This window comes from Ensifer oleiphilus, assembly GCF_013371465.1.
GTDB lineage: Bacteria > Pseudomonadota > Alphaproteobacteria > Rhizobiales > Rhizobiaceae > Ensifer > Ensifer oleiphilus.
In genome coordinates this window covers 274,137-294,072 of record NZ_JABWDU010000007.1, presented here as the reverse complement: position 1 = coordinate 294,072, position 19,936 = coordinate 274,137, and the positions used below count along the sequence as shown (strand labels likewise).

Annotated in this window: 20 protein-coding genes and 1 pseudogene; 16 read left to right on the top strand and 5 right to left on the bottom strand. The window is 62.8% G+C overall.

Annotated features, from left to right (window positions below; translation table 11 throughout):
- The first annotated feature begins 169 nt into the window (after positions 1 to 169).
- The 6 genes from HT585_RS24475 to HT585_RS24450 all read left to right on the top strand — a co-directional run bounded on the left by HT585_RS24475 (position 170) and on the right by HT585_RS24450 (position 6,546).
- Positions 170 to 781, top strand: a complete 612-nt coding sequence (locus HT585_RS24475) for a glutathione S-transferase family protein (protein ID WP_176355378.1) — start codon at positions 170 to 172, stop codon at positions 779 to 781.
- 59 nt (positions 782 to 840) lie between these two features.
- Complete coding sequence (locus tag HT585_RS24470; RefSeq protein ID WP_176355377.1) at positions 841 to 2,901, top strand: 2Fe-2S iron-sulfur cluster-binding protein; 2,061 nt, start codon at positions 841 to 843, stop codon at positions 2,899 to 2,901.
- 165 nt (positions 2,902 to 3,066) lie between these two features.
- A complete protein-coding gene (locus HT585_RS24465; RefSeq protein WP_176355376.1) occupies positions 3,067 to 3,801 on the top strand; it encodes an SDR family oxidoreductase in 735 nt (244 codons plus the stop codon).
- Between the two features lie 130 nt (positions 3,802 to 3,931).
- Positions 3,932 to 4,177 carry an Atu4866 domain-containing protein gene (locus HT585_RS24460; protein WP_176355457.1) on the top strand — a complete coding sequence of 82 codons (246 nt, stop codon included), beginning with the start codon at positions 3,932 to 3,934 and terminating at the stop codon, positions 4,175 to 4,177.
- A 116-nt stretch (positions 4,178 to 4,293) separates the two neighbouring features.
- The gene (locus HT585_RS24455; protein ID WP_246707895.1) at positions 4,294 to 5,196 is read left to right on the top strand and encodes an AraC family transcriptional regulator; all 903 of its coding nucleotides are present in this window, start codon (positions 4,294 to 4,296) and stop codon (positions 5,194 to 5,196) included.
- A 129-nt stretch (positions 5,197 to 5,325) separates the two neighbouring features.
- Positions 5,326 to 6,546 carry an adenylate/guanylate cyclase domain-containing protein gene (locus tag HT585_RS24450; RefSeq protein ID WP_176355375.1) on the top strand — a complete coding sequence of 407 codons (1,221 nt, stop codon included), beginning with the start codon at positions 5,326 to 5,328 and terminating at the stop codon, positions 6,544 to 6,546.
- Positions 6,547 to 6,555: 9 nt separating this feature from the next.
- On the opposite strand, the gene HT585_RS24445 is transcribed toward HT585_RS24450, so the two are convergent.
- A complete protein-coding gene (locus HT585_RS24445) occupies positions 6,556 to 7,449 on the bottom strand; it encodes a LysR family transcriptional regulator (RefSeq protein ID WP_176355374.1) in 894 nt (297 codons plus the stop codon).
- A gap of 116 nt (positions 7,450 to 7,565) precedes the next feature.
- On the opposite strand from HT585_RS24445, the gene HT585_RS24440 reads away from it, so the two are divergent.
- Positions 7,566 to 8,306 (top strand): SDR family oxidoreductase, encoded by a 741-nt coding sequence (locus HT585_RS24440; protein WP_176355373.1) that lies wholly within the window; start codon positions 7,566 to 7,568, stop codon positions 8,304 to 8,306.
- A gap of 45 nt (positions 8,307 to 8,351) precedes the next feature.
- Here the strand turns inward: HT585_RS24440 and HT585_RS31870 are convergent, their stop codons facing one another.
- Positions 8,352 to 8,588, bottom strand: coding sequence for a DUF6074 family protein (locus tag HT585_RS31870; RefSeq protein WP_246707908.1), 237 nt, complete (start codon positions 8,586 to 8,588; stop codon positions 8,352 to 8,354).
- A 298-nt stretch (positions 8,589 to 8,886) separates the two neighbouring features.
- Here HT585_RS31870 and HT585_RS24430 point away from each other — a divergent pair, with 298 nt between their 5' ends.
- From HT585_RS24430 to HT585_RS24390, 9 genes are all read left to right on the top strand, one after another.
- The gene (locus tag HT585_RS24430; protein ID WP_176355455.1) at positions 8,887 to 10,605 is read left to right on the top strand and encodes an ABC transporter ATP-binding protein; all 1,719 of its coding nucleotides are present in this window, start codon (positions 8,887 to 8,889) and stop codon (positions 10,603 to 10,605) included.
- A 107-nt stretch (positions 10,606 to 10,712) separates the two neighbouring features.
- A complete protein-coding gene (locus tag HT585_RS24425; protein ID WP_176355371.1) occupies positions 10,713 to 12,275 on the top strand; it encodes a D-aminopeptidase in 1,563 nt (520 codons plus the stop codon).
- A 61-nt stretch (positions 12,276 to 12,336) separates the two neighbouring features.
- The gene (locus HT585_RS24420; RefSeq protein ID WP_425513782.1) at positions 12,337 to 13,128 is read left to right on the top strand and encodes a pseudouridine synthase; all 792 of its coding nucleotides are present in this window, start codon (positions 12,337 to 12,339) and stop codon (positions 13,126 to 13,128) included.
- 255 nt (positions 13,129 to 13,383) lie between these two features.
- Positions 13,384 to 14,361, top strand: a complete 978-nt coding sequence (locus tag HT585_RS24415) for a tripartite tricarboxylate transporter substrate-binding protein (protein WP_176355369.1) — start codon at positions 13,384 to 13,386, stop codon at positions 14,359 to 14,361.
- A gap of 241 nt (positions 14,362 to 14,602) precedes the next feature.
- The gene (locus HT585_RS24410; RefSeq protein ID WP_176355368.1) at positions 14,603 to 15,064 is read left to right on the top strand and encodes a tripartite tricarboxylate transporter TctB family protein; all 462 of its coding nucleotides are present in this window, start codon (positions 14,603 to 14,605) and stop codon (positions 15,062 to 15,064) included.
- A 10-nt stretch (positions 15,065 to 15,074) separates the two neighbouring features.
- Positions 15,075 to 16,580 carry a tripartite tricarboxylate transporter permease gene (locus tag HT585_RS24405; protein ID WP_176355367.1) on the top strand — a complete coding sequence of 502 codons (1,506 nt, stop codon included), beginning with the start codon at positions 15,075 to 15,077 and terminating at the stop codon, positions 16,578 to 16,580.
- Positions 16,581 to 16,717: 137 nt separating this feature from the next.
- Positions 16,718 to 17,095 carry a hypothetical protein gene (locus HT585_RS24400; protein ID WP_176355366.1) on the top strand — a complete coding sequence of 126 codons (378 nt, stop codon included), beginning with the start codon at positions 16,718 to 16,720 and terminating at the stop codon, positions 17,093 to 17,095.
- A gap of 100 nt (positions 17,096 to 17,195) precedes the next feature.
- Positions 17,196 to 17,882, top strand: a complete 687-nt coding sequence (locus HT585_RS24395; protein WP_176355365.1) for a Crp/Fnr family transcriptional regulator — start codon at positions 17,196 to 17,198, stop codon at positions 17,880 to 17,882.
- A gap of 73 nt (positions 17,883 to 17,955) precedes the next feature.
- Complete coding sequence (locus tag HT585_RS24390; RefSeq protein ID WP_077505129.1) at positions 17,956 to 18,171, top strand: hypothetical protein; 216 nt, start codon at positions 17,956 to 17,958, stop codon at positions 18,169 to 18,171.
- Here the strand turns inward: HT585_RS24390 and HT585_RS24385 are convergent.
- The 3 genes and pseudogenes from HT585_RS24385 to HT585_RS24375 all read right to left on the bottom strand — a co-directional run bounded on the left by HT585_RS24385 (position 18,158) and on the right by HT585_RS24375 (position 19,506).
- Positions 18,158 to 18,706 (bottom strand): HEPN domain-containing protein, encoded by a 549-nt coding sequence (locus tag HT585_RS24385; RefSeq protein WP_343214074.1) that lies wholly within the window; start codon positions 18,704 to 18,706, stop codon positions 18,158 to 18,160. The two genes, HT585_RS24390 and HT585_RS24385, sit on opposite strands and share 14 nt — an antisense overlap.
- Before the next feature lie 278 nt (positions 18,707 to 18,984).
- Positions 18,985 to 19,261, bottom strand: a pseudogene (locus HT585_RS24380) (type II toxin-antitoxin system RelE/ParE family toxin).
- Positions 19,258 to 19,506 carry a CopG family ribbon-helix-helix protein gene (locus HT585_RS24375; RefSeq protein ID WP_176355454.1) on the bottom strand — a complete coding sequence of 83 codons (249 nt, stop codon included), beginning with the start codon at positions 19,504 to 19,506 and terminating at the stop codon, positions 19,258 to 19,260. Before HT585_RS24375 ends, HT585_RS24380 begins: the two are co-directional and overlap by 4 nt.
- Positions 19,507 to 19,936 lie beyond the last annotated feature (430 nt).

Below are 19,936 nucleotides of genomic sequence, written 5' to 3'. Positions count from 1 at the left end.
TGGAAGGGCATAGATTGCTGGTTAAGGCAGTTCAATCCGAACCGCCCGAAACCACGCAGCGCACTCCGATGATCCGGTTCTTGCTACCGCCGGACGCGACCGAGTGACAGGCATCACGCACCTGCCGACGCCCTGATCGACGGACCCGGCTATAAAAGGGACAATTAGCATGAAACTCTACCGCCACCCGCTCTCGGGCCATTCGCATCGCGCACAACTCTTCCTCTCCCTGCTGGGCGTGCCGCACGACCTTGTCGATGTCGACCTCCTGGCAAAGGCCCACAAGACACCCGACTTCCTCAAGCTTAATTCCTTCGGTCAGGTTCCGGTGCTCGACGACGATGGCATTGTGGTAACCGACTCCAACGCCATCCTCGTCTATCTCGCAAAGAAGCTCGGCCGCGCCGACTGGTTGCCGGAAGATCCCGCCGGCGCAGCGAAAGTGCAGAAATGGCTGTCGGTCGCAGCCGGTGAAATCGCCTACGGACCGGCGGCCGCACGGCTCGTGACTGTCTTCGGAGCAGGTCTTCGGCCCGAAGAGGTGATCGCGAGAGCGCATCGCATCCTGCAACTGATCGAGGCGGAACTTGCCGATCGCGACTTCCTGCTCGGCGGCCGGCCGACCATCGCCGACGTCGCGCTCTACAGCTATGTCTCCAGCGCGCCTGAAGGCAATGTCGACCTCAGCGGCTACACCCACGTGCTGGCCTGGCTTGGTCGTATCGAGGCCCTGCCCGGTTTCGTCGGCTTCCACAAAACGGCAGCGGGCCTCGCCGCCTGACTGCGCTGCCGGTGCGGAACGCTCCGCGCCGGCCTTGCCTGTCACCAAGGAGAAAGACGATGCCGGACACAATTGCGCCGATCCCCGCCGCGTCCCCCTGGCACGAGGGCGAACTTACCATTCAACGCAGTCTCGGGGTCGTCGAGCGCATGGATGCGCCGGGCCGCAACTTCGTTAGAACCTTCATGCCCGAGCAGCATCGCCAGTTCTTTCCGATGCTGCCCTTCATCGTGCTTGGCGCCGTGGACCCCTCAGGCGATGTCTGGGCGAGCCTGCGCGCTGGCGAGCCGGGATTCATACAGGCACCGGACGCCCACGCCCTGACCGTTCACTTGCCGCGTGACCGTGGCGACCCCGCCGATGCCGGGATGGAGGATGGCAACGCCATCGCGTTGCTGGGCATTCAGCTTGAAACCCGGCGCCGCAATCGGCTGAACGGTGTCGTCCGTCGAGCGAGGGACGATCACTTTGCCGTCTCCGTCGGTCAGAGCTTCGGCAACTGTCCGCAATATATCCAGCTGCGGGATTTCTCGTTCGCGCGTAAACCGACCGCTCCGCCGGAGACGCGCCCCGTCCACCTCAGCGGTCTCGACAGGCGCGCGAAAGAAATCATCGCCAATGCCGACACGTTTTTCGTCGCCTCCTTTGTCGACCGCGACAACGGCGAGCGTCAGGTCGATGTCTCGCATCGCGGCGGCAAGGCCGGCTTTGTGCGTGTCGGTGAGGATGGCGTACTGACGATCCCCGACTTCGCCGGCAATCTGTTTTTCAACACGCTCGGCAACTTCATGCTCAACCCCAAGGCTGGTCTGCTTTTTGTCGATTTTGCCACCGGAGACATGCTGCAGATGACCGGCGAGGCCGAAGTCGTCCTCACCTCGCCGGAAATCGATGCGTTCCAGGGCGCGGAACGCCTCTGGCGCTTTCGCCCACGGCAAGTGCTCTACCGGGCGGATGGTTCGTCACTTCGCTGGTCCTCTCGCGAGGCTGGTCAGTCGCCCAATTCGCTGATGACCGGCGATTGGCAGCAGACCGATGATCGGCTGCGTGCCACCGTCCGCGCCGGAGAATGGCGACCGTTTCGGATCACACGCACGCAGGCCGAGAGTGCGACGATCCGCTCGCTCTACCTTGAGTCGACTGACGATGCGGGGCTCGCACCGTTTCGCGCCGGGCAGCATCTGTCGATCCGCATCAATTCGGAGGGCAAATCCGTGGTTCGAAGCTACACGCTTTCGGCCGCCCCTTCCGACGGCGCCTACCGCATCAGCGTCAAGCGCGACGGCAGCGTCTCGTCCTTTCTGCACGGTCTCGGGCCGGGCGATATCATCGAGGCCAGGGCGCCGGCCGGCAGCTTCGTCATCGACGCGACGGAGCGCCGGCCAGCGGTGCTGCTTGCCGCCGGTGTCGGCATCACGCCTGTCATCGCGATGTCGCGCGACATCCTCTATGAGGGCTTGCGCAAGCGACGGATACGCCCGACGTGGCTGTTCCAATCGGCTCGCAGTCTGGATGAACGCGCCTTCGATCAGGAGATTGCCTCCCTCGTCGAGGCCGGCCAGGGCAAGATCCACCTGACGCGCGTGCTCAGCCAGGCGGATGGCGCACGCAAGGGCGAGGACTACGACGCCGCCGGACGCATTGATATTCCGTTGCTGCAATCCGTCCTGCCGTTCGACGATTATGACTTCTACCTCTGTGGTCCGCGGGCTTTCATGCAATCGCTCTATGACGGGCTGCGTGGGCTCAACGTCACTGATGCCCGCATTCACGCGGAGACCTTCGGCCTGTCTTCGCTGACGCGTAGCCCTGACGCCGGATTGCCCGCATCGGCAAAACAACCGGCGAGTACGCCTGTCCGCGTCATCTTTGCCGCCTCCGGCAAGGAAGCACGCTGGCAGCCGGGCGAAGGCACATTGCTCGATCTGGCCGAAGCGCGCGGCCTCTTGCCCGAATATGGCTGTCGCAACGGCAGCTGCGGCAGTTGCAGCACGCGGGTCCTCGAAGGCGAAGTCGCCTATCCCCAGCAGCCGTCGTTCGAGGCCAGGCAGGGTGAAGCCCTGATCTGCTGCGCCGTGCCGGCCGAAAATGACGGGCAAGCGCTCCAATTGGCCGTTTAACTCAACGGCACCAGTGCCTGCCGCGCGCCGGGCAGTATGGTCGCGAACCTTTCGGAGAATCGTGCAAGGATGCCGGAGTGCTGTTCTACCGCTCCATAGAGCGGATAGCGCATGGTGACTTTCAGAGCCGGGGAGGTCCTCGGCCCATCTTGAAAGGAACCAGACATGTCCGAACTTCAAGGAAAAGTCGTCGCCATCACAGGTGCCAGCAGCGGAATTGGCGAGGCTACAGCCCGATATCTGGCAGCAGCCGGGGCCCGCGTCGTTCTCGGCGCCCGCCGTACCGATCGGCTGGCGACCCTTGCCGGCGAAATCCGCGACGCCGGCGGCACCGCCAGCTTCCAAGCGCTCGATGTTACCGACCTTGCCGACACGCAGGCCTTCGTTGCCCATGCTGTTTCCGAATTCGGCCGGCTCGATGTCATCGTCAACAATGCCGGCGTCATGCCGCTGTCACCGCTTTCCGCTCTCAAGGTCGACGAGTGGAACCGGATGATCGATGTCAACATCCGCGGTGTGCTGAACGGCATTGCCGCCAGTCTGCCCGTCATGAACGAGCAAGGCAGCGGACAGATCGTCAACCTGTCGTCGATCGGTGGTCATGCGGTCTCGCCGACTGCGGCTGTCTATTGCGCGACCAAGTTTGCCGTCCGGGCGATCTCCGATGGCCTTCGACAGGAGACAGATCGCATCCGCGTCAGCGTCGTCTCGCCGGGCGTCACCGAATCGGAACTGGCGGACAGCATCTCCGACGAGACCGCGCGCGGAGCAATGCGCGACTTCCGGCGCATAGCCATCCCGGCCACCGCCATCGCCCGGGCCATCACCTATGCCATCGAGCAGCCTGACGACGTCGATGTCAGCGAGATCATCGTGCGCCCGACGGCAAGCCCGCACTGATCCGGCTCGAGCGGAGCGCACGCAGATGAACCGCAGTTTTCCAACAGCAACGGCATCGGAAGCCTGGACGGCGTTCGGCCTTGTCCTTTCCGCCATCTCGCCAGATCCATCATCGGCACCGGAGAAAATCATGCAGCAGGCGCCGCACCCCTATGTCGGCATGTGGGTGACTGAAGACGGGCATGTCCGCCACCACCTCTTGCCGTGTGGCCGTTACGACGAAGCGCGCGGCAAGCGGCAGAGCTCCTATCAGGGCCGTTATTGGGTCACCGGCAATCATATCGACTATGTCGACGATACCGGCTTTACCGCCGATGGCGATTTTGCCGACGGAGTGCTCTACCACGGCGGCATGGTCTTGAGCCGGGAAGAATAGGCCAAGAGGGAGCGGCAGCCGACGATATCAGCCGCTCCCCACGTTACGCCATTGAACTTGTGCCCGGAAAAGGTCAACCTTTTCAGGGCGACATTCCCCCGCGAAGGAAAACGGCATTGGGCAATCTCGAAGAATTCCAGCACCTGATGGCGCGCAACAGCGGCATCGACGGCGTGCTGTCGACACGGATACCGCGCCTCATCCTGATCCGGTCGTCGAGCCCGACCGAACCGATCCATACGTTGCATCAACCCGCAGTCTGTTTCATCGCGCAAGGATCCAAGCAGGTGATGCTGGGTGATACGGTGCAAACCTACGATCCCAACCGGTATCTCACAGTTTCGGTCGACCTGCCGGTCATCGGACAGGTCATCGACGCATCGGCGGAAAAGCCCTATCTCTGCCTGCGCCTCGATCTGAATCCGGCCATGTTGAGCGCACTGGTGATCGAGATGGGGTCCTCGCCGCTCGATGCCCGCGTGCCCGGGCCCGGCCTGTTTCTCAGCGATACGACACCTGAACTGCTTGATGCCATCGTCCGGCTGCTGCGCCTGCTCGACCGGCCGGACGAAGCAGACCTGCTGGCGCCACTGGCGGAGCGCGAGATCCTCTACCGGCTGCTGATGGGCGAACAGGGCCATCGCCTGCGCCAGATCGCCCGGTCCGAGAGCAAGCTGACCCAGGTCACCCGCGCGATCGAAGTCATCAAACGCGACTTTCGCAAGCCGCTGCGCATCGAAGATCTGGCGGCAAGAGCCAATATGGGCCTTTCGTCCTTTCACCAGCATTTCAAGGCGGTGACGGCGATGAGCCCGCTGCAATACCAAAAGCAGCTTCGGCTGCAGGAAGCCCGCCGGCTGATCCTCGGCCAGTCCATCGACGCGGCGACGGCGGGCCACCATGTCGGCTATGACAGCCCGTCGCAATTCTCGCGCGAATATGCCCGCCTTTTCGGTCAGCCACCGCTGCGCGACATTGCGCGGTTGCGCGCAGCGCCTTCCTACCTGCTCGAGGCCTGAAGTGCGGGGATGCCTTGGAACCTTGGCAAGGTCTGAAGGGTTGCTTGTTCTCATGCCGGACTCGGCTATTGATAGCGTGCACGGCTCGCGCCAGCGCAATCCACCGGCAGCTTACGAGCGGGACCCGCAATGAACAACGAACAGATCCGCGACATCGTTCTCTGGCTGTCCGAGGAGGGACTGAAGGGCCTGGAAGAACCCGAGATGCTTGCCGGCTTCTGTGAGAAATGTCGCGCCGCAGGCATCGACCTCGCCCGGGCGCAAGGGTTGATCGACACGCTGCATCCGGAGTTCGAAGGACGCGCGTTCCAATGGAACAGCGAGAGCGATGTCACGCCGGAAGTCGTTCAATATGCTTCGACCGTCGGCGGCGAAGCCCTGACCAACTGGCAGCGCTCGATCTTCTACCATATGCTGACGGCGCAAGAGCCGGAACGGCGCGTGCGTCTCGCCCACGAGCCTTCGGTGCCCTACCAGGTCCTCGACCGCCTGAAGGACGAAGGCCATACGGACTGCGTCAACATGATCCACCATTTCACCGACCGGGGCCGCGTCGGCGAAATGGACTGTTTCTATTCCTATTGGACCACGCGTCGGCAAAGCGGTTTTACCGACGAGGAGATCGCGGCCCTTCGCATTCTGCTACCCACCCTGGCGCTGGCTGTGAAGACCACGTCCTGCGTCCGCATCATCGGCACGCTTGCCGACGTCTATCTCGGCGCCGACGCCGGCCGGCGCGTGGTCGAAGGCAGCATCGTGCGCGGAGAGGCCGAACGCATCGAAACCGTCATGTGGTTTTCCGACCTGCGCAACTACACAAGGATCTCCGACACTGCCGCGCCGGAAGAGATCATTCCCTTCCTCAACGACTATTCGGGCATGGTCATCTCGGCGATCCACGATCACGGCGGCAGCGTGCTCAAGCTGATCGGCGACGGCGTGCTCGCCATCTTCAATGCCGAGGAGCCGAAGACCGCCTGCACCAATGCCATTGCCGCCGAGCGGCAATTGCGGCGCATGCTGGTGGCGTTGAACGCACGCCGGGAAGAACAGGGAAAGCCGACGACCGATGTCTATCTCGGCCTGCACATCGGCGAGGTCTTCTACGGCAATATCGGCAGCCAGAACCGTCTCGATTTCACCGTCGTTGGCCCCGCTGTCAACGAGGTCAGCCGCATCGCTTCGATGTGCCGCTCGATCGAGCGGCAGGTGATAATGTCGGCGGATTTCGTCGAGGCCTGCCCGCAGCAACTGCAGGCGGACGCTGTTTCTCTGGGGCGTTTCGCCCTGCGCGGAATTGCCCGCGCCAAGGAACTGTTCACCTGGGATCCGGAACTGTTGACGGACTGACGCTTCGGATCAACCGCCGCCCTTGGCGAACACACCGGCCAGCCAGTCGATGAAGACGCGCACGCGCGGCGAAAGCTGGCGGTTGCGCGGATAAAGCAGGAAAACCGGCGTCGGCGTCGGACGGCAGCTCTCAAGCACCTCGACCAACCGACCCTCACGCAGATCGCGCTCGACATGGTATCGCGGCACCTGGATAAGCCCGAGCCCCAGCCTTGCGGCGGCGACGAAGCTTTCGGCGGCATTGACCGCGACCGTCACCGGCAAGGTAACATGCTCGACCTTGCCACCCACCTGGAATTCGAGCGGTATCGGATCGCCTGAAGTCGACGAACGGAAGCCGACCATGCGATGCCCTTCCAGCGCGTCGAAACTTTCAGGCCTGCCGCGGAGGGCAATGTAGCTGGGTGCCGCGCAGGTGATCTCGTCCAGCATCGTCATGCGCCGCCCGATCATGTCGCTGTCCTGCGGCTCGCCGACCCGCAGCACACAATCGATCCCCTCGCGCACAAGGTCGACGAGCCGGTCGCCCTCGCTCATGTAAAGCTCGATCTCCGGATAGGCCGCAAGAAAGGCAGGCAGGCTCGGCAGCACGAAGTGTCGTGCCAGGGTGCCATGCACGTCGATGCGCAGCAGGCCCTTGGGTTTGGCGCCGGCGAAGGCACCTTCCGCATCCTCGATATCGTCGAGAATGGAGAGGCACCGCTGATGGTAGGCCGCACCGTCCAATGTCGGGCTGACATGCCGCGTCGTGCGTTGCAGCAAGCGAACGCCCAGCCGTGCCTCCAGTTGCTTGACTGCGTCTGTCACCGTGGAGCGAGGCAAGCCGAGATCATCAGCGGCCTGCGTGAAGCTGCGCCTCTCGACGACACGTGAAAACACGCGCATGGCATCGAACCTGTCCATTTGTTCGTGATCTCCGGATTATGTTGCCAGGTTACGCATGATTATCCGGAACAAGGAAGACGTCATTTTCTCCCCGTCAACGAAGCAATTCCGCTTCGCACCCAAGGAGAAGCATCATGCAGGATCAATCCAACAGGGTCGCCATCGTGACCGGCGCCTCGCGCGGCATCGGCGCGGCCATTGCCGAACGCCTGGCCGCCGACGGCTTCACGGTCGTTATCAACTACGCCGGTGACGCCGCTTCCGCCGAGAAACTGGCACACAGGATCGAAGAGAAAGGCGGTCGCGCCCTGACCGCCAGGGCCGATGTCGCCGATCCCGAAGCGGTCAGGCGCATGTTCGACGCAACCGAAGCCGCCGTCGGCAGCATCGACGTGGTGGTCAACAACGCCGGGATCCTGAAGACGGCGGCGCTTGCCGAAACCAGCGACGAGGAATTCGACCGCCATTTCGCCATCAACACCAAGGGCACCTTCAACACACTTCGCGAAGCGGCAAAACGCATGCGCAACGGCGGCAGGATCGTCAATTTCTCCTCGACCACGCTCGCCCTCAACCTGCCTGGCTATGCCGTCTACAACGCCACCAAGGCCGCAGTGGAAGCCCTGACGCACGTCTTCGCCAAGGAGCTGCGCGGCCGCGACATCACCGTCAACGCCGTGGCGCCGGGCCCGATAGCGACCGATCTGTTCCTGTCGGGCAAGAGCGAAGAACTTGTCGCCCAGTTTGCCAAGATGCCGCCGCTGGAGCGGCTCGGCCAGCCGGGGGATGTCGCCAGTGTTGTATCGTTTGTTGTCGGTCCCGACGCCGGCTGGGTCAACGGCCAGGTCCTGCGCGCCAATGGCGGCGTAGCCTGATAGCTTCGACCGACCGACCAGTGATGTGGGGTGCGGACTGTCGCTTTACTGGCTGACCGCGCCAGTGGAAAGCCGGGACTGATGGCGCTGCCAGAGTTCGGCCTGCACCTCAGCCTGAAATGCCATGACCTCAGCGCGCATCTCTTCGTCGGAGCAACCGAGCGCAAGCAACTCGTCGGCAAGCTTCCGGCATTCGCGCCGCCAATATTTTACGGCATCGTCACCATGGAGATCTTCGAGGTCGGCAGCGCAGATGCGAATGGTGCTCAGTCTTCTTGCCATCGGAAACGGAACGACCTCGCGCCCGCCAAACACCACTGCTTCATCTGATCTATCGGCTGCCATTGCTTCATTTTCTCCCCTGGTGATTCCCTCTTCTACGAAGCTTATGGTTAACGTTTTCTTCCTCCCGCCCCGGCTTTCGCCTCATCGCGGGATCACACGCCCGGGTTGGTGTGATTTGTGCCAACGTCTCTTCGCTTTTCGGTCGCATATCTGTTGGCTTCCGACTAAAAACATGACATTTGAGCTCAGATTTTACTGCTGCTCCCAAGCGGCTGCCCATGTGAGTGCGGTTGTCATGTTGAAGCGCTTCTTCGCGTTCTACCGGCCCTATCGCGGCCTCTTCATTCTCGATTTCACCTGCGCGGTTTTGTCCGGCCTGTTGGAGCTGGGTTTTCCGGTCGCGGTGAAGCTGTTCGTCGACCAGCTGCTGCCCAGCCAGGAATGGACGCTGATCCTGCTGGCCTCCGTCGGTCTACTCATCGTCTATCTCGTTAACACGGGCCTGATGGCGACGGTCACCTATTGGGGGCACATGCTCGGCATCAACATCGAGACGGATATGCGCCGCCTTGCTTTCGACCATTTGCAGAAGCTCTCCTTCAGCTTCTTCGACAATCAGAAGACCGGCCATCTCGTCGGCCGCCTGACGAAAGACCTGGAAGAGATCGGCGAAGTCGCCCATCACGGCCCGGAGGACCTGTTCATCGCAATCATGACCTTCATCGGCGCCTTGCTGTTGATGATGACGGTGCACTGGCAACTGGCGCTCATTACGGCCGCCGTCGTGCCGATCACCGCTTGGGTCACCAGCCGCTACGGCGGCCGCATGGCCAATAATTTCCGCAACCTCTACGGCCGCGTCGGCGACTTCAACGCCCGCATCGAGGAAAATGTCGGCGGCATCCGTGTGGTCCAGGCCTTTGCCAACGAAGAGCACGAGCGCAGCCTGTTTGAGACCGACAACCAGAACTACCGCCAGACGAAGCTCGAGGCCTATCGGATCATGGCCGCCAGCACCTCGCTCAGCTACATGAGCATGCGGCTGACGCAATTGATCGTGATGATCACCGGCAGCTATTTCGTCCTGACCGGACAATTGACCAATGGCGGCTTCATCGGCTTCCTGCTTCTCGTCGGCGTCTTCTTCCGCCCCGTCGAGAAGATCAACTCGGTCATCGAGACCTATCCCAAGGGCATCGCCGGCTTCAGGCGCTTCATAGAGTTGATGGAGACCGAGCCCGACATCGAAGATCGCCCCGATGCGGTCGACGTGAAGGGCCTGCGCGGCGACATCGCCTATCGCAACGTCTGCTTCGGCTACAGCGCCGACAAGCCGACAATCTCCAACATCGACCTGACGATCAAGGCCGGAGAAACCGTCGCCTTCGTCGGCCCGTCAGGCGCCGGCAAGACGACGATCTGCTCGCTGCTGCCGCGCTTCTACGAGGTTGCCGAAGGCAGCATCACCGTCGACGGCATCGACATCCGCGACATCAAGCTCGCCTCGCTTCGTGGACAGATCGGCATCGTCCAACAGGATGTGTTCCTGTTTGCGGGCACCATCCGCGACAACATCGGTTATGGGCGCCTGGGCGCCAGCGAAGCCGATATCCTCGGTGCCGCCCGCCGCGCCAAACTGGACGACATGATCGCAGCGCTGCCCGAAGGCATGGACACGGTGATCGGCGAGCGCGGCGTCAAGCTTTCCGGCGGTCAGAAGCAGCGGCTCGCCATCGCCCGGATGTTCCTGAAGAACCCCTCGATCTTGATCCTCGACGAAGCGACGTCTGCGCTCGACACCGAGACCGAGAAGGCGATCCAGCAGTCGCTCGCCGAGCTTTCCAAGGGCCGCACGACGCTCGTCATCGCCCATCGTCTGGCGACGATCCGGGACGCCGATCGCATCATCGTCGTCGATGCGAACGGCATCAGCGAACAGGGACCGCACGACACGCTGCTCGCTGCCAAGGGCACCTATAGCCGGCTTTATCACGCCCAGGCGGGATTGCGCTGAGGAGACACGGAGCGCGGTTGCAACTGCACTGACGGAGCGGTAGGTACGAAACCGATCCGCCCGTCCGGGCGGCAGATTTCCCTCCCGACCGACTGGCATTGCGCACCATGACCATCCTGGATCTCCCCGCCCTCGAACGAGCCGTCCTCGCCTTGCCGCAGCAATACAGGGGACCGGGCGGCGTCGTCGGCGTCGTCAGGGATGGCGAGGTCATCCTGAAGCATGTCTGGGGCTATGCCGATCTCGCCGCACGCAAGCCGATGTCACCCGGCACACTGCTGCCGATCTGCTCGATCAGCAAACACTTCACCTGCGCTGTGCTGCTCGACGCGGTCGGCGATCCCGCCAGGCTCGACAAAGCGCTCGACGCCTACCTGCCGCTGATCGAAGGCAAGCGCCCCAACGTCGCGCATCTCTGCCACAACCAGTCGGGCCTGCGCGACTACTGGGCCCTGACCGTGCTGCAGGGCGCCATGGCCGACGGTGTCTTCCGCCGCGAGGACGCCCGGCCGCTGCTGTCGCGCGCCCGCTCGACGCATTTCGAGCCGGGCACGCGCTATTCCTATTCGAACGGCAACTACCGCATCCTCGCCGACCTCATCGAGGACCATACGGGCCGGTCCCTGTCCGAACTCTACGACCGCAGCACCTTCGGTCCGGCCGGCATGACGACCGCGGCGCTCACCCCCGATACCAGCATCTCGCCGAACGGCGTGATCGGCTACGAGGGCAACGAAACCACGGGCTACTTCGAAGCGGAGAACCGGATCTATTGGGCAGGCGACGCCGGTATTTCGGCGACGCTTGACGACATGCTCGCCTGGGAATGCTTCATCGACCGGACACGCGACGACGACGATGGCCTCTACCGCAGACTATCCGCGCCGCAGACCTATGCGGATGGGACCGCGGCAACCTACGGCTTTGGCCTGGCCCATGAAACGATTGGCGACGTCGCGATATCAGGCCATGGCGGCGCGTTGCGCGGCTTTCGCTGCCGCCGCCTGCACGCGGCCAGCGAACGTCTGTCGATCGTCGTGATGTTCAACCATGAGGCCGACGCCCATGCCGCCGCGACGGCACTGATGAAGGTCGCGCTCGGCCACCGCGATGCCGAGGCGGAGGTCGGAGCCTGGGAAGGTCAGCAATTCGGCAGCTACCTCGAACCGGAGACCGGCCTTGCTCTGTCGACCCGACCCTTGCCAGCCGGACGGCTTGAACTTCGGTTTGCGACCGCGGGAGACGTCCTGCAGATCGGAATGGATGGTATCGCCCGCTCCGGTGCGGTCTCGCTTTCGGCAAACGACACCGGCCTGCAGATGGCGCGCGAGCGCGAGAACCTCGTAACGACAGCCCAGAGGATCGCCGGCAAGGCAAAGCCTGACATCGCCGGACGCTACCGCTCATCCGAGCTCGACGCCGAGATCGAGATTGTCTCGACCAACGGCATGCTTTTTGCCGGCTTTGACGGCTTGCTCGGCAAGGGCGCGATGCATGCGATGCAGCCGCTCGCGGACGATATCTGGCTTCTCAGCTGCAAGCGTTCCATGGATGCGCCGGCGCCCGGCGACTGGACCGTGCGGATCCACCGCGACGGACGGGGCGCCGTTTCCGGATTGACGATCGGCTGTTGGCTTGCCCGGCAGATCGGCTATATCAAGGTCGACTGAACGACAGTTCCCGGGCCTGACGAGACGCGTCGGCAACAGAGATGGACGGAGACGACCCGACGTGCGGCAGAAGCGGCCGATAGCAGGACGAAGCGAAGGCGCTGGCCGCATGACCGGCGATGTTGGCAAGCGCGTCACCATCGCTCGCGCCCTTTCCAAGCTCGGCTACTGCTCGCGCACGCAGGCGGAAAAGCTGGTGCTCGAGGGTCGGGTCAGCATCGGTGGCCGCAAGGCCACGGATCTCGCCCAATGGGTCGATATCGAAAAGGACAACCTTGCCGTCGACGGCAAGGCCGTTCAAGCCGAAGACAAGATCTACCTGATGCTCAACAAGCCGCGCGGGCTGGTGACGACGCGCCACGATCCGGAGGGGCGCCCGACGGTCTTCGATTGCCTTGGTGATAATGACGCACAGTTCCTCTCCCCCGTCGGACGATTGGACAAGGCGAGCGAGGGGCTGCTGCTCTTCACCAACGACACAGTGCTTGCCCAGCGTCTGCTTGACCCGCAAACCCATCTCGGCAAGGTCTACCACGTGCAGATCTCGGGCGAGATCGGAGACGCCAAGCTTCGGGCGATGGTCGACGGTGTCGCAGAAGGTGGCGAGCACCTGCGCGCGGCCCGCGCCGAACACTTGCGGGGCGGCGATAAGAACAGCTGGATCGAGGTGGAGCTCAAGGAAGGCCGCAACCGTCAGATCCGCCGCATGCTCGATGTCCTCGGTTTCGAGGTCTTGCGGCTCGTGCGTGTCTCGATCGGCGAGATCGTGCTTGGGGCGCTTGCCAAGGGCGCCAGCCGTTCGCTGACAACGGACGAAGTGCGGTATTTGAGGCATCGTACGGGACAACAATAGCGGCCCGAATGTCCGGCCGGATGCGACGCCGCAACATCCTGTCGAGCCGCCCGGCCCACAATGGGTGGAAATCCACCCACTGAACGAGCCTGTTGTTTCAGATTCTACCCAAACCCGGACAACCGGCGGCAGAAATGCGCAAGCGTGCACAGCAAAGCCGTTGTCTGTGCTAAAATTCCGCCCGCAAATGGGTCAACCAGAATCGGCATGGGAGGAGCCTTGCCGGCTGGTCGCTATTTCATCCGGGAGGAAAAGATGAAAACCCTGAATGCGCTTCTGGGCGCCGTTGCCGCCCTGTCGCTTTCTGCCGCTTCCGCCAATGCGCAGACCTATCCCGACCGCTCGATCACCATGGTCGTTCCGTTCTCGGCCGGCGGCCCGACGGATACTGTCGCACGGCTCGTCGCCGAATCCATGTCGAAGGACCTCGGCCAGCAGATCATCGTCGAGAACGTCGGCGGCGCCGGCGGCACGCTCGGCGCCGGTCGTGTCGCCCAGGCCGATCCGGATGGCTACACCGTTCTGCTCCACCACATCGGCATGGCGACCAGCGCCACGCTCTACCGCAAGCTCGCCTACGACACGCTCAACGCCTTCGAATATGTCGGCCTCGTCACCGAGGTGCCGATGACGATCGTCGCGCGCAAAGATCTCGAGCCGACCGATCTCAAGGGACTGGTCGAATACGCCAAGGCCAACAAGGATACGGTCACCGTTGCCAATGCCGGCATCGGCGCTGCCTCGCACCTTTGCGGCATGATGTTCATGAGCGCCATCGAAACGCCGCTGACGACCGTTCCCTACAAGGGCACCGGTCCGGCCATGACAGACCTGCTCGGCGGGCAGGTCGACATCATGTGCGACCAGACCACCAACACCACCAAGCAGATCCAGGGCGGCACCATCAAGGCCTATGCCGTCACCTCGCCCGAGCGCCTCAAGGTCTTCCCGGACCTCCCGACGACGACGGAAGGCGGACTTTCCGGTCTGCAGGTAGGCATTTGGCACGGCGTTTACACGCCGAAGGGCACGCCCGCTGACGTGAACGAACGCCTGTCGAAGTCTCTGCAGGTGGCGTTGAAGGACCCGAACGTCGTCGCCCGCTTCGGCGAACTCGGCACGATACCGTCAAGCGATGCCGAGGCGACCCCAGCAGCCCTGAAGGCGAAGCTTGAAAGCGAAATCACCCGCTGGAAGCCGGTGATCGAAGCTGCCGGCCAGTACGCCGACTAAATCGAAGTCATACCCGCCACGATCCGACGCCGCGAAAGACCAGGATCGTGGCGGGTTTTCCGCCTGATGCAGCGCATTCGCATAAGGTGGATGCTCATTCGTGCCGGAAGTTGGCTCCCGCGATACCCAAGAGGTGTTGCCCGAACATAGTCATCGCACGACACCGCCGGCACCTGGCAGTCCGAGCTTGCGTTTGGCCTTTCCGGCCGACGAAAAGCCAAAAGAACCAAATGGGGACACGATGAAATCAATCTCCTTCGACAGCACCAATGCGCTCTGCGGCGGCATTCTCACGGCCGTCGGGCTGTTTTTCGCCTGGCAGGCCTTCAACCTCGAACTCGGCACCGCCTTCCGCATGGGGCCCGGTTATTTCCCGCTGGTGCTGGCCGTCATCCTGACGCTTCTCGGGATCGTGATCCTCGTTCAGTCAACCCGGGTCGAGGGCGAGCCGATCGGGCCGATCGCGCTGCGCGGCATGCTGTTCATCCTGCCGGCGCCGGTCTTCTTCGGCCTGACGGTGCGTGGCCTCGGTTTCGTCCCCTCGTTGTTCTTCACGGCCCTGATCGCCTGCTTCGCCTCCGGCCGGATGAAGCCGCTCACCGCCATCGCGCTGTCGCTGGCTCTCACGGCTTTTTCCGTCGCAGTCTTCAGCTACGGCCTCGGCTTGCCCTTCCAGCGCTTCGGCCCCTGGACCCAGTTCTAGGAGACGGATGATGGATCTTTTCAGCAATCTCGCCCTCGGCTTTACAACGGCGGCCTCGCCGGAAAACCTGTTCTTCTGCCTGATCGGCGTTCTGCTCGGCACGCTGATCGGCGTGCTTCCCGGCATCGGTGCAACGGCGACCATCGCCATGCTGCTGCCGATCACCTTTCAGCTGGAGCCGGTCTCTTCGCTGATCATGCTCGCTGGCATCTACTACGGCGCGCAGTATGGCGGCTCGACCACGGCGATCCTTATCAACATGCCGGGCGAATCCTCGTCCGCCGTCACGGCGATCGACGGCTACCAGATGGCCCGCAAGGGCCGCGCTGGCGCAGCGCTTGCCATCGCCGCGCTCGGCTCGTTCTTCGCCGGTACGGTCTCGACTTTTCTTGTCGCGGTCTTCGCGCCGCCGCTCACCGAGATCGCGCTGAAGTTCGGCGCGGCCGAATACTTCTCGCTGATGATCGTCGGCCTCGTCTCCTCGATCGCGCTGGCACACGGGTCGATCGTCAAGGCCCTGGCGATGGTGGCGCTCGGGCTCCTGCTCGGCCTGGTCGGCACCGACATCTACACCGGCACGCCACGCTTCACGCTGGGGATCCGGGAGTATTCCGATGGTCTGAACTTCGTTGCCCTGGCGGTCGGCGTCTTCGGCATCGCCGAAATCCTGCGCAACCTCGAAAACGAACGCACCCGCGACGTGCTGATGGCCAAGGTCACCGACCTGATGCCGACGCGCGACGACTTCAAGCGCATGGTCGGCCCGGTCCTGCGCGGCACGGCCATCGGCTCGGCGCTCGGCATCCTGCCCGGCGGCGGCGCCATCCTTGCGGCCTTCGCCTCCTATACCGTCGAGAAACGTGTCTCCGACCGGCCGGAAGAGTTCGGCCACGGCGCCATCGCCGGCGTCGCCGGCCCGGAAAGCGCCAACAATGCCGGCGCCCAGACCTCGTTCATCCCGCTCTTGACCCTCGGCATTCCGGCCAATCCGGTCATGGCGCTGATGATCGGCGCGATGATCATCCAGGGCATCGTGCCCGGCCCGAACGTCGCCTCCGAACAACCGGCGCTGTTCTGGGGCATCATCGCCTCGATGTGGATCGGCAACCTGATGCTGGTGGTCTTGAACCTGCCCTTGATCGGGCTGTGGGTGCGGCTGCTGAAGATCCCGTACTACGTGCTCTTCCCGATCATCATGGCCTTCTGCTCGATCGGCGTCTACAGCGTCAACTCCAACGTCTACGACCTCTATGCCGTCGCCTTCTTCGGTCTCGTCGGCTACCTGCTTTTGAAGCTGCGTTGCGAACCCGCCCCGCTCCTGCTCGGCTTCGTCCTCGGCCCGCTGCTCGAGGAAAACCTGCGGCGGGCGATGATCCTGTCGCGCGGCGACCCGACCACCTTCGTTACCCGCCCTATAAGCGCGATCCTGCTGTTCATCGCCGCCATGGTGTTGGTGGTTGTGTTCCTGCCGAGCGTCAAGGCCAAACGCGAGCAGGTCTTCGTCGAGGAAGAGTGATCCAGGGGATGCGGCATTCTGCCCCTGCGCGGTTTGCCACATTGAGCTTTGTCAAGAACCTCGCCTATCCCTGAGCCGACAGATCGGCATAGGGATAGGGATAGGCGGATAGAATGAAGCCTCGCACGAGGACAAGAATGCAGCAGGCCATGCGCATGTTTGGCGCATTGGCCGTGCTGCTTCTCGGCTTCGCGCACCAGGCGCCCGCGGCCGCAGCGGCGCTGTCGCCGGCGGAGCGCGCGCAGTTCGTGCTCCCCGACGGTTCCCTGCCTGACCTCTGCCTGCCCGGAGCCGGCAACGACGACGGCAACGGCAAACAACTCTCCCACAGCCACTTCTGCGGCGCCTGTCGCATCTTCTGGGCCCTCCCGCCGGCGCCGGCCGGCGCCACGGACACGATCGTTCGCAAGACCGGAAAGGTCCTGCCACCGGCACAGCCGGGCGGATCCGCCCGATCGCAGCTTCCACCCAATGCGAGCCCGCGCGGGCCGCCAGCTTCAAGATTTCACATCTGAAACCCAAGTCACGGCCGATCGTGACGGAACGCTGATGCCTGATCTGTGGCGCGTCGCATAGCGACGATCCCGACGAGATCGCAATACGGATCGCCCACCCATGCCCGATACCAGCACTTTTGCGGAAACAACGCTTCCGCCGCCCCCCTCCGCCGCCTTCTCGACGGCAAAACTGTCCCCCAACCGCCAGCGTCTGGTTGGCGAACATGCCACGTTGCTGTTCCAGGGCGGGCGAAATCGCCATCTCTATCGCGTCGTCGACGGCTGTGTCGCACTGTCGCAATTGCTCGACGATGGGCGCCGCCAGATCACCGACGTGCTTGGCCCCGGGCGCCTGTTCGGCTTCACCCATGACGGTCGCAATATCGCCACCGCCGAAACACTGACCTTCGCACGGATAGAGACGCTCGCCGGCAGCAACGTCGACGATGGCGACCAGGGACCAGATGTCGCCGCCGAACTGAAGGCGACGCTACACCGGATGCAGGCGCATGCGACCCTGCTCGGCCGCAAGACCGCGACGGAAAAGGTTGCAACGGCGCTCATCGATCTCGCGGATCAATTCGCATGGCGCGGCAGGGCGGCCAGCCGGAACCTGTTCAGCTTCAATCTCTATCTCTCGCGCGCCGATCTTGCCGATTGGCTGGGCCTCACGGTCGAGACCGTCAGCCGCTGTCTCAACCGTTTCAAGCGCGACGGCCTCATCGACTTCAACCACCCAAAGACGGTGCGCATCCTCGACGAACAGCAATTGCGGGCACTGGCCGGATTGGCGCGCCGGGACTGACCCGCGCGCGACCGGCCACTCCCAACAGATCACGGCGGGCTTTACGTCCACCCCATAGAAAGGCTCAAAAACAATGATTGCGAAAATGGTCTATCACGTGCCGGTGTTCGGCTGGATGCTCAAGGAAGCGGTGCGGGGCTCCGGCACCGCCAAGGTGCTGTTCCTCGTCAACTGTGTGCTGATCTGGCTGCTGGCGATCGTCACCTTCGGTTATCCCGCCATCATCATTCCCGCGCTCGCCATGGTGCTGGTGGTCTTCGTTCTCCTGATCCTGATCACCACGGGCTAGCGGGCGTCGATCGCGTGAACCTGTAGATGCTGCGGGAAAACACGGGACATAATCCTCCGTCGAGGGGACCTCCACGGCGGGCTTCGCCCACTTGCGGCCGCGCCTTCACATAGGCCTCGTTGATAGTATTGAACCAGGCCGAGTGGCGCTGACGGTCGTGTGGCCAAGCGTCTGCTAGTCGACGGTCCATACCTTCGGCAAAACCGCGCAGAGACGGCAGGTTGTGGGTTGGCGGACCGTAGTTTTCCAGCACGAGAAGCACGGTTGAGTAGGCGTGCTCGATCGCCTGATGGAGCTGGAAAGCTGCGAGGGCGGCATCGCCTTCGGCTATGCAAAACCGCGCAACACTGAGGAAGCCTATGGCATGCGGAAGTCGGCTTTCGTAATGTTCGCGTGCGATCTTGAACTGCTCTACAAGACCGATCGGCCTCGGCTCCACCAGCGGCTCGCTATCGAGCTCGAAAAGCACAATGCCTTGCTGGCGAATGTCGCGGAAGCTTTCCCGCCGAATTGGTCGCCGGCGCGACAGGGACACTCTCCTATCGCCTTCGCAACAAAACATGACTAATTAAATCATGTTAATCATGCAACCGAAGATATTTCCATACTCGGCATGGAAGTCGCCCAAAGCGATGTCGGATGATCCGCCGATCCGCTGTGGGTTGTGGTCGATTGCAGTAGTCTGCGGCGGCCTCTCCCAACTGGGTGCGGGCTCAGACAGACGTATAATGTGCAAGGAACGGGTGTGAGATAGCGGCAATTGCCGAGGTGTAACCAGTCACCAAGGCACAAAACGCGTTTTGTTGATCGTGACTAGAGAACCTGCGGCCATCTCTGGTCAGCGTGCATGACGGTGAGAATCTCGATGTCCCGACTTACGCGGTAGGGAATGATATAGGGGATATCGGCTAACACGAGCTCGCGCGTGCTCTCGATACGACCAGCTCGCCCATTGGCAGGGTACTCTGCTAACATATCCACGGTAGTGACAATCCGCGCCACGACGCGGGCCGCCGCATCCGGATTTTCTTTCTCGATATACGCGCCGCCGCAACGCCCGAAGCGTCCAGCGAACACGCCTCCCACTCATGATTGACGAGCAGACTTGACGTACTTCCCGAAGACTTTCGCCACATCTTCATCACTCGCAAACTCACCCCGTTCGACCTCGGCCAACCCGGCTTCAATCTCGGCAAGCTGCCATTCCTGCTGATCAACGAAAGCTTCGATGGCTTCCGCAGCCATATAAGATCGGTACCGATCCAGCTTCTCAGCAAGCTGATCCAGCTTGCTCGCGGTTTCGTCTTTTACACGCACGGTAAACGCAGCGGTCATGGGGCCTAACTTTCTGTGGTTCGACTTGCTTGTCGGCGAACCACTCTGGTGCGTCAAGGTTCGGATCGCTAATGCATCCATCAGGCGCTTCATCAATCGGTTTGCTGCTCTTTAGAAACTCTCTGGTGGGCCCGTAGCTCAATTGTCTAGAGCCGTCGGCTCACAACCAACTGATTGCAGGTTCTAGTCCTGCCGGGACCACCATTGCAATTTCGCCCGGCACGATGGCCATCCATCATATTCTCGATAAGCACGTCGCCGGCGCGCCCTGCTGGAAAGATGTGGCGCGAGGAGTCTTGCATCCGAGCGGCAGGATCGACGCCTTAGCTGCACATCGTGCAGCCTTCGAACAACGGTACCGCACTCCTCGCCTCACCGGCGGTTTACCCGGATCTGTACCTGGAATTGCGTCCTCCCGGTTTGGCCCCAG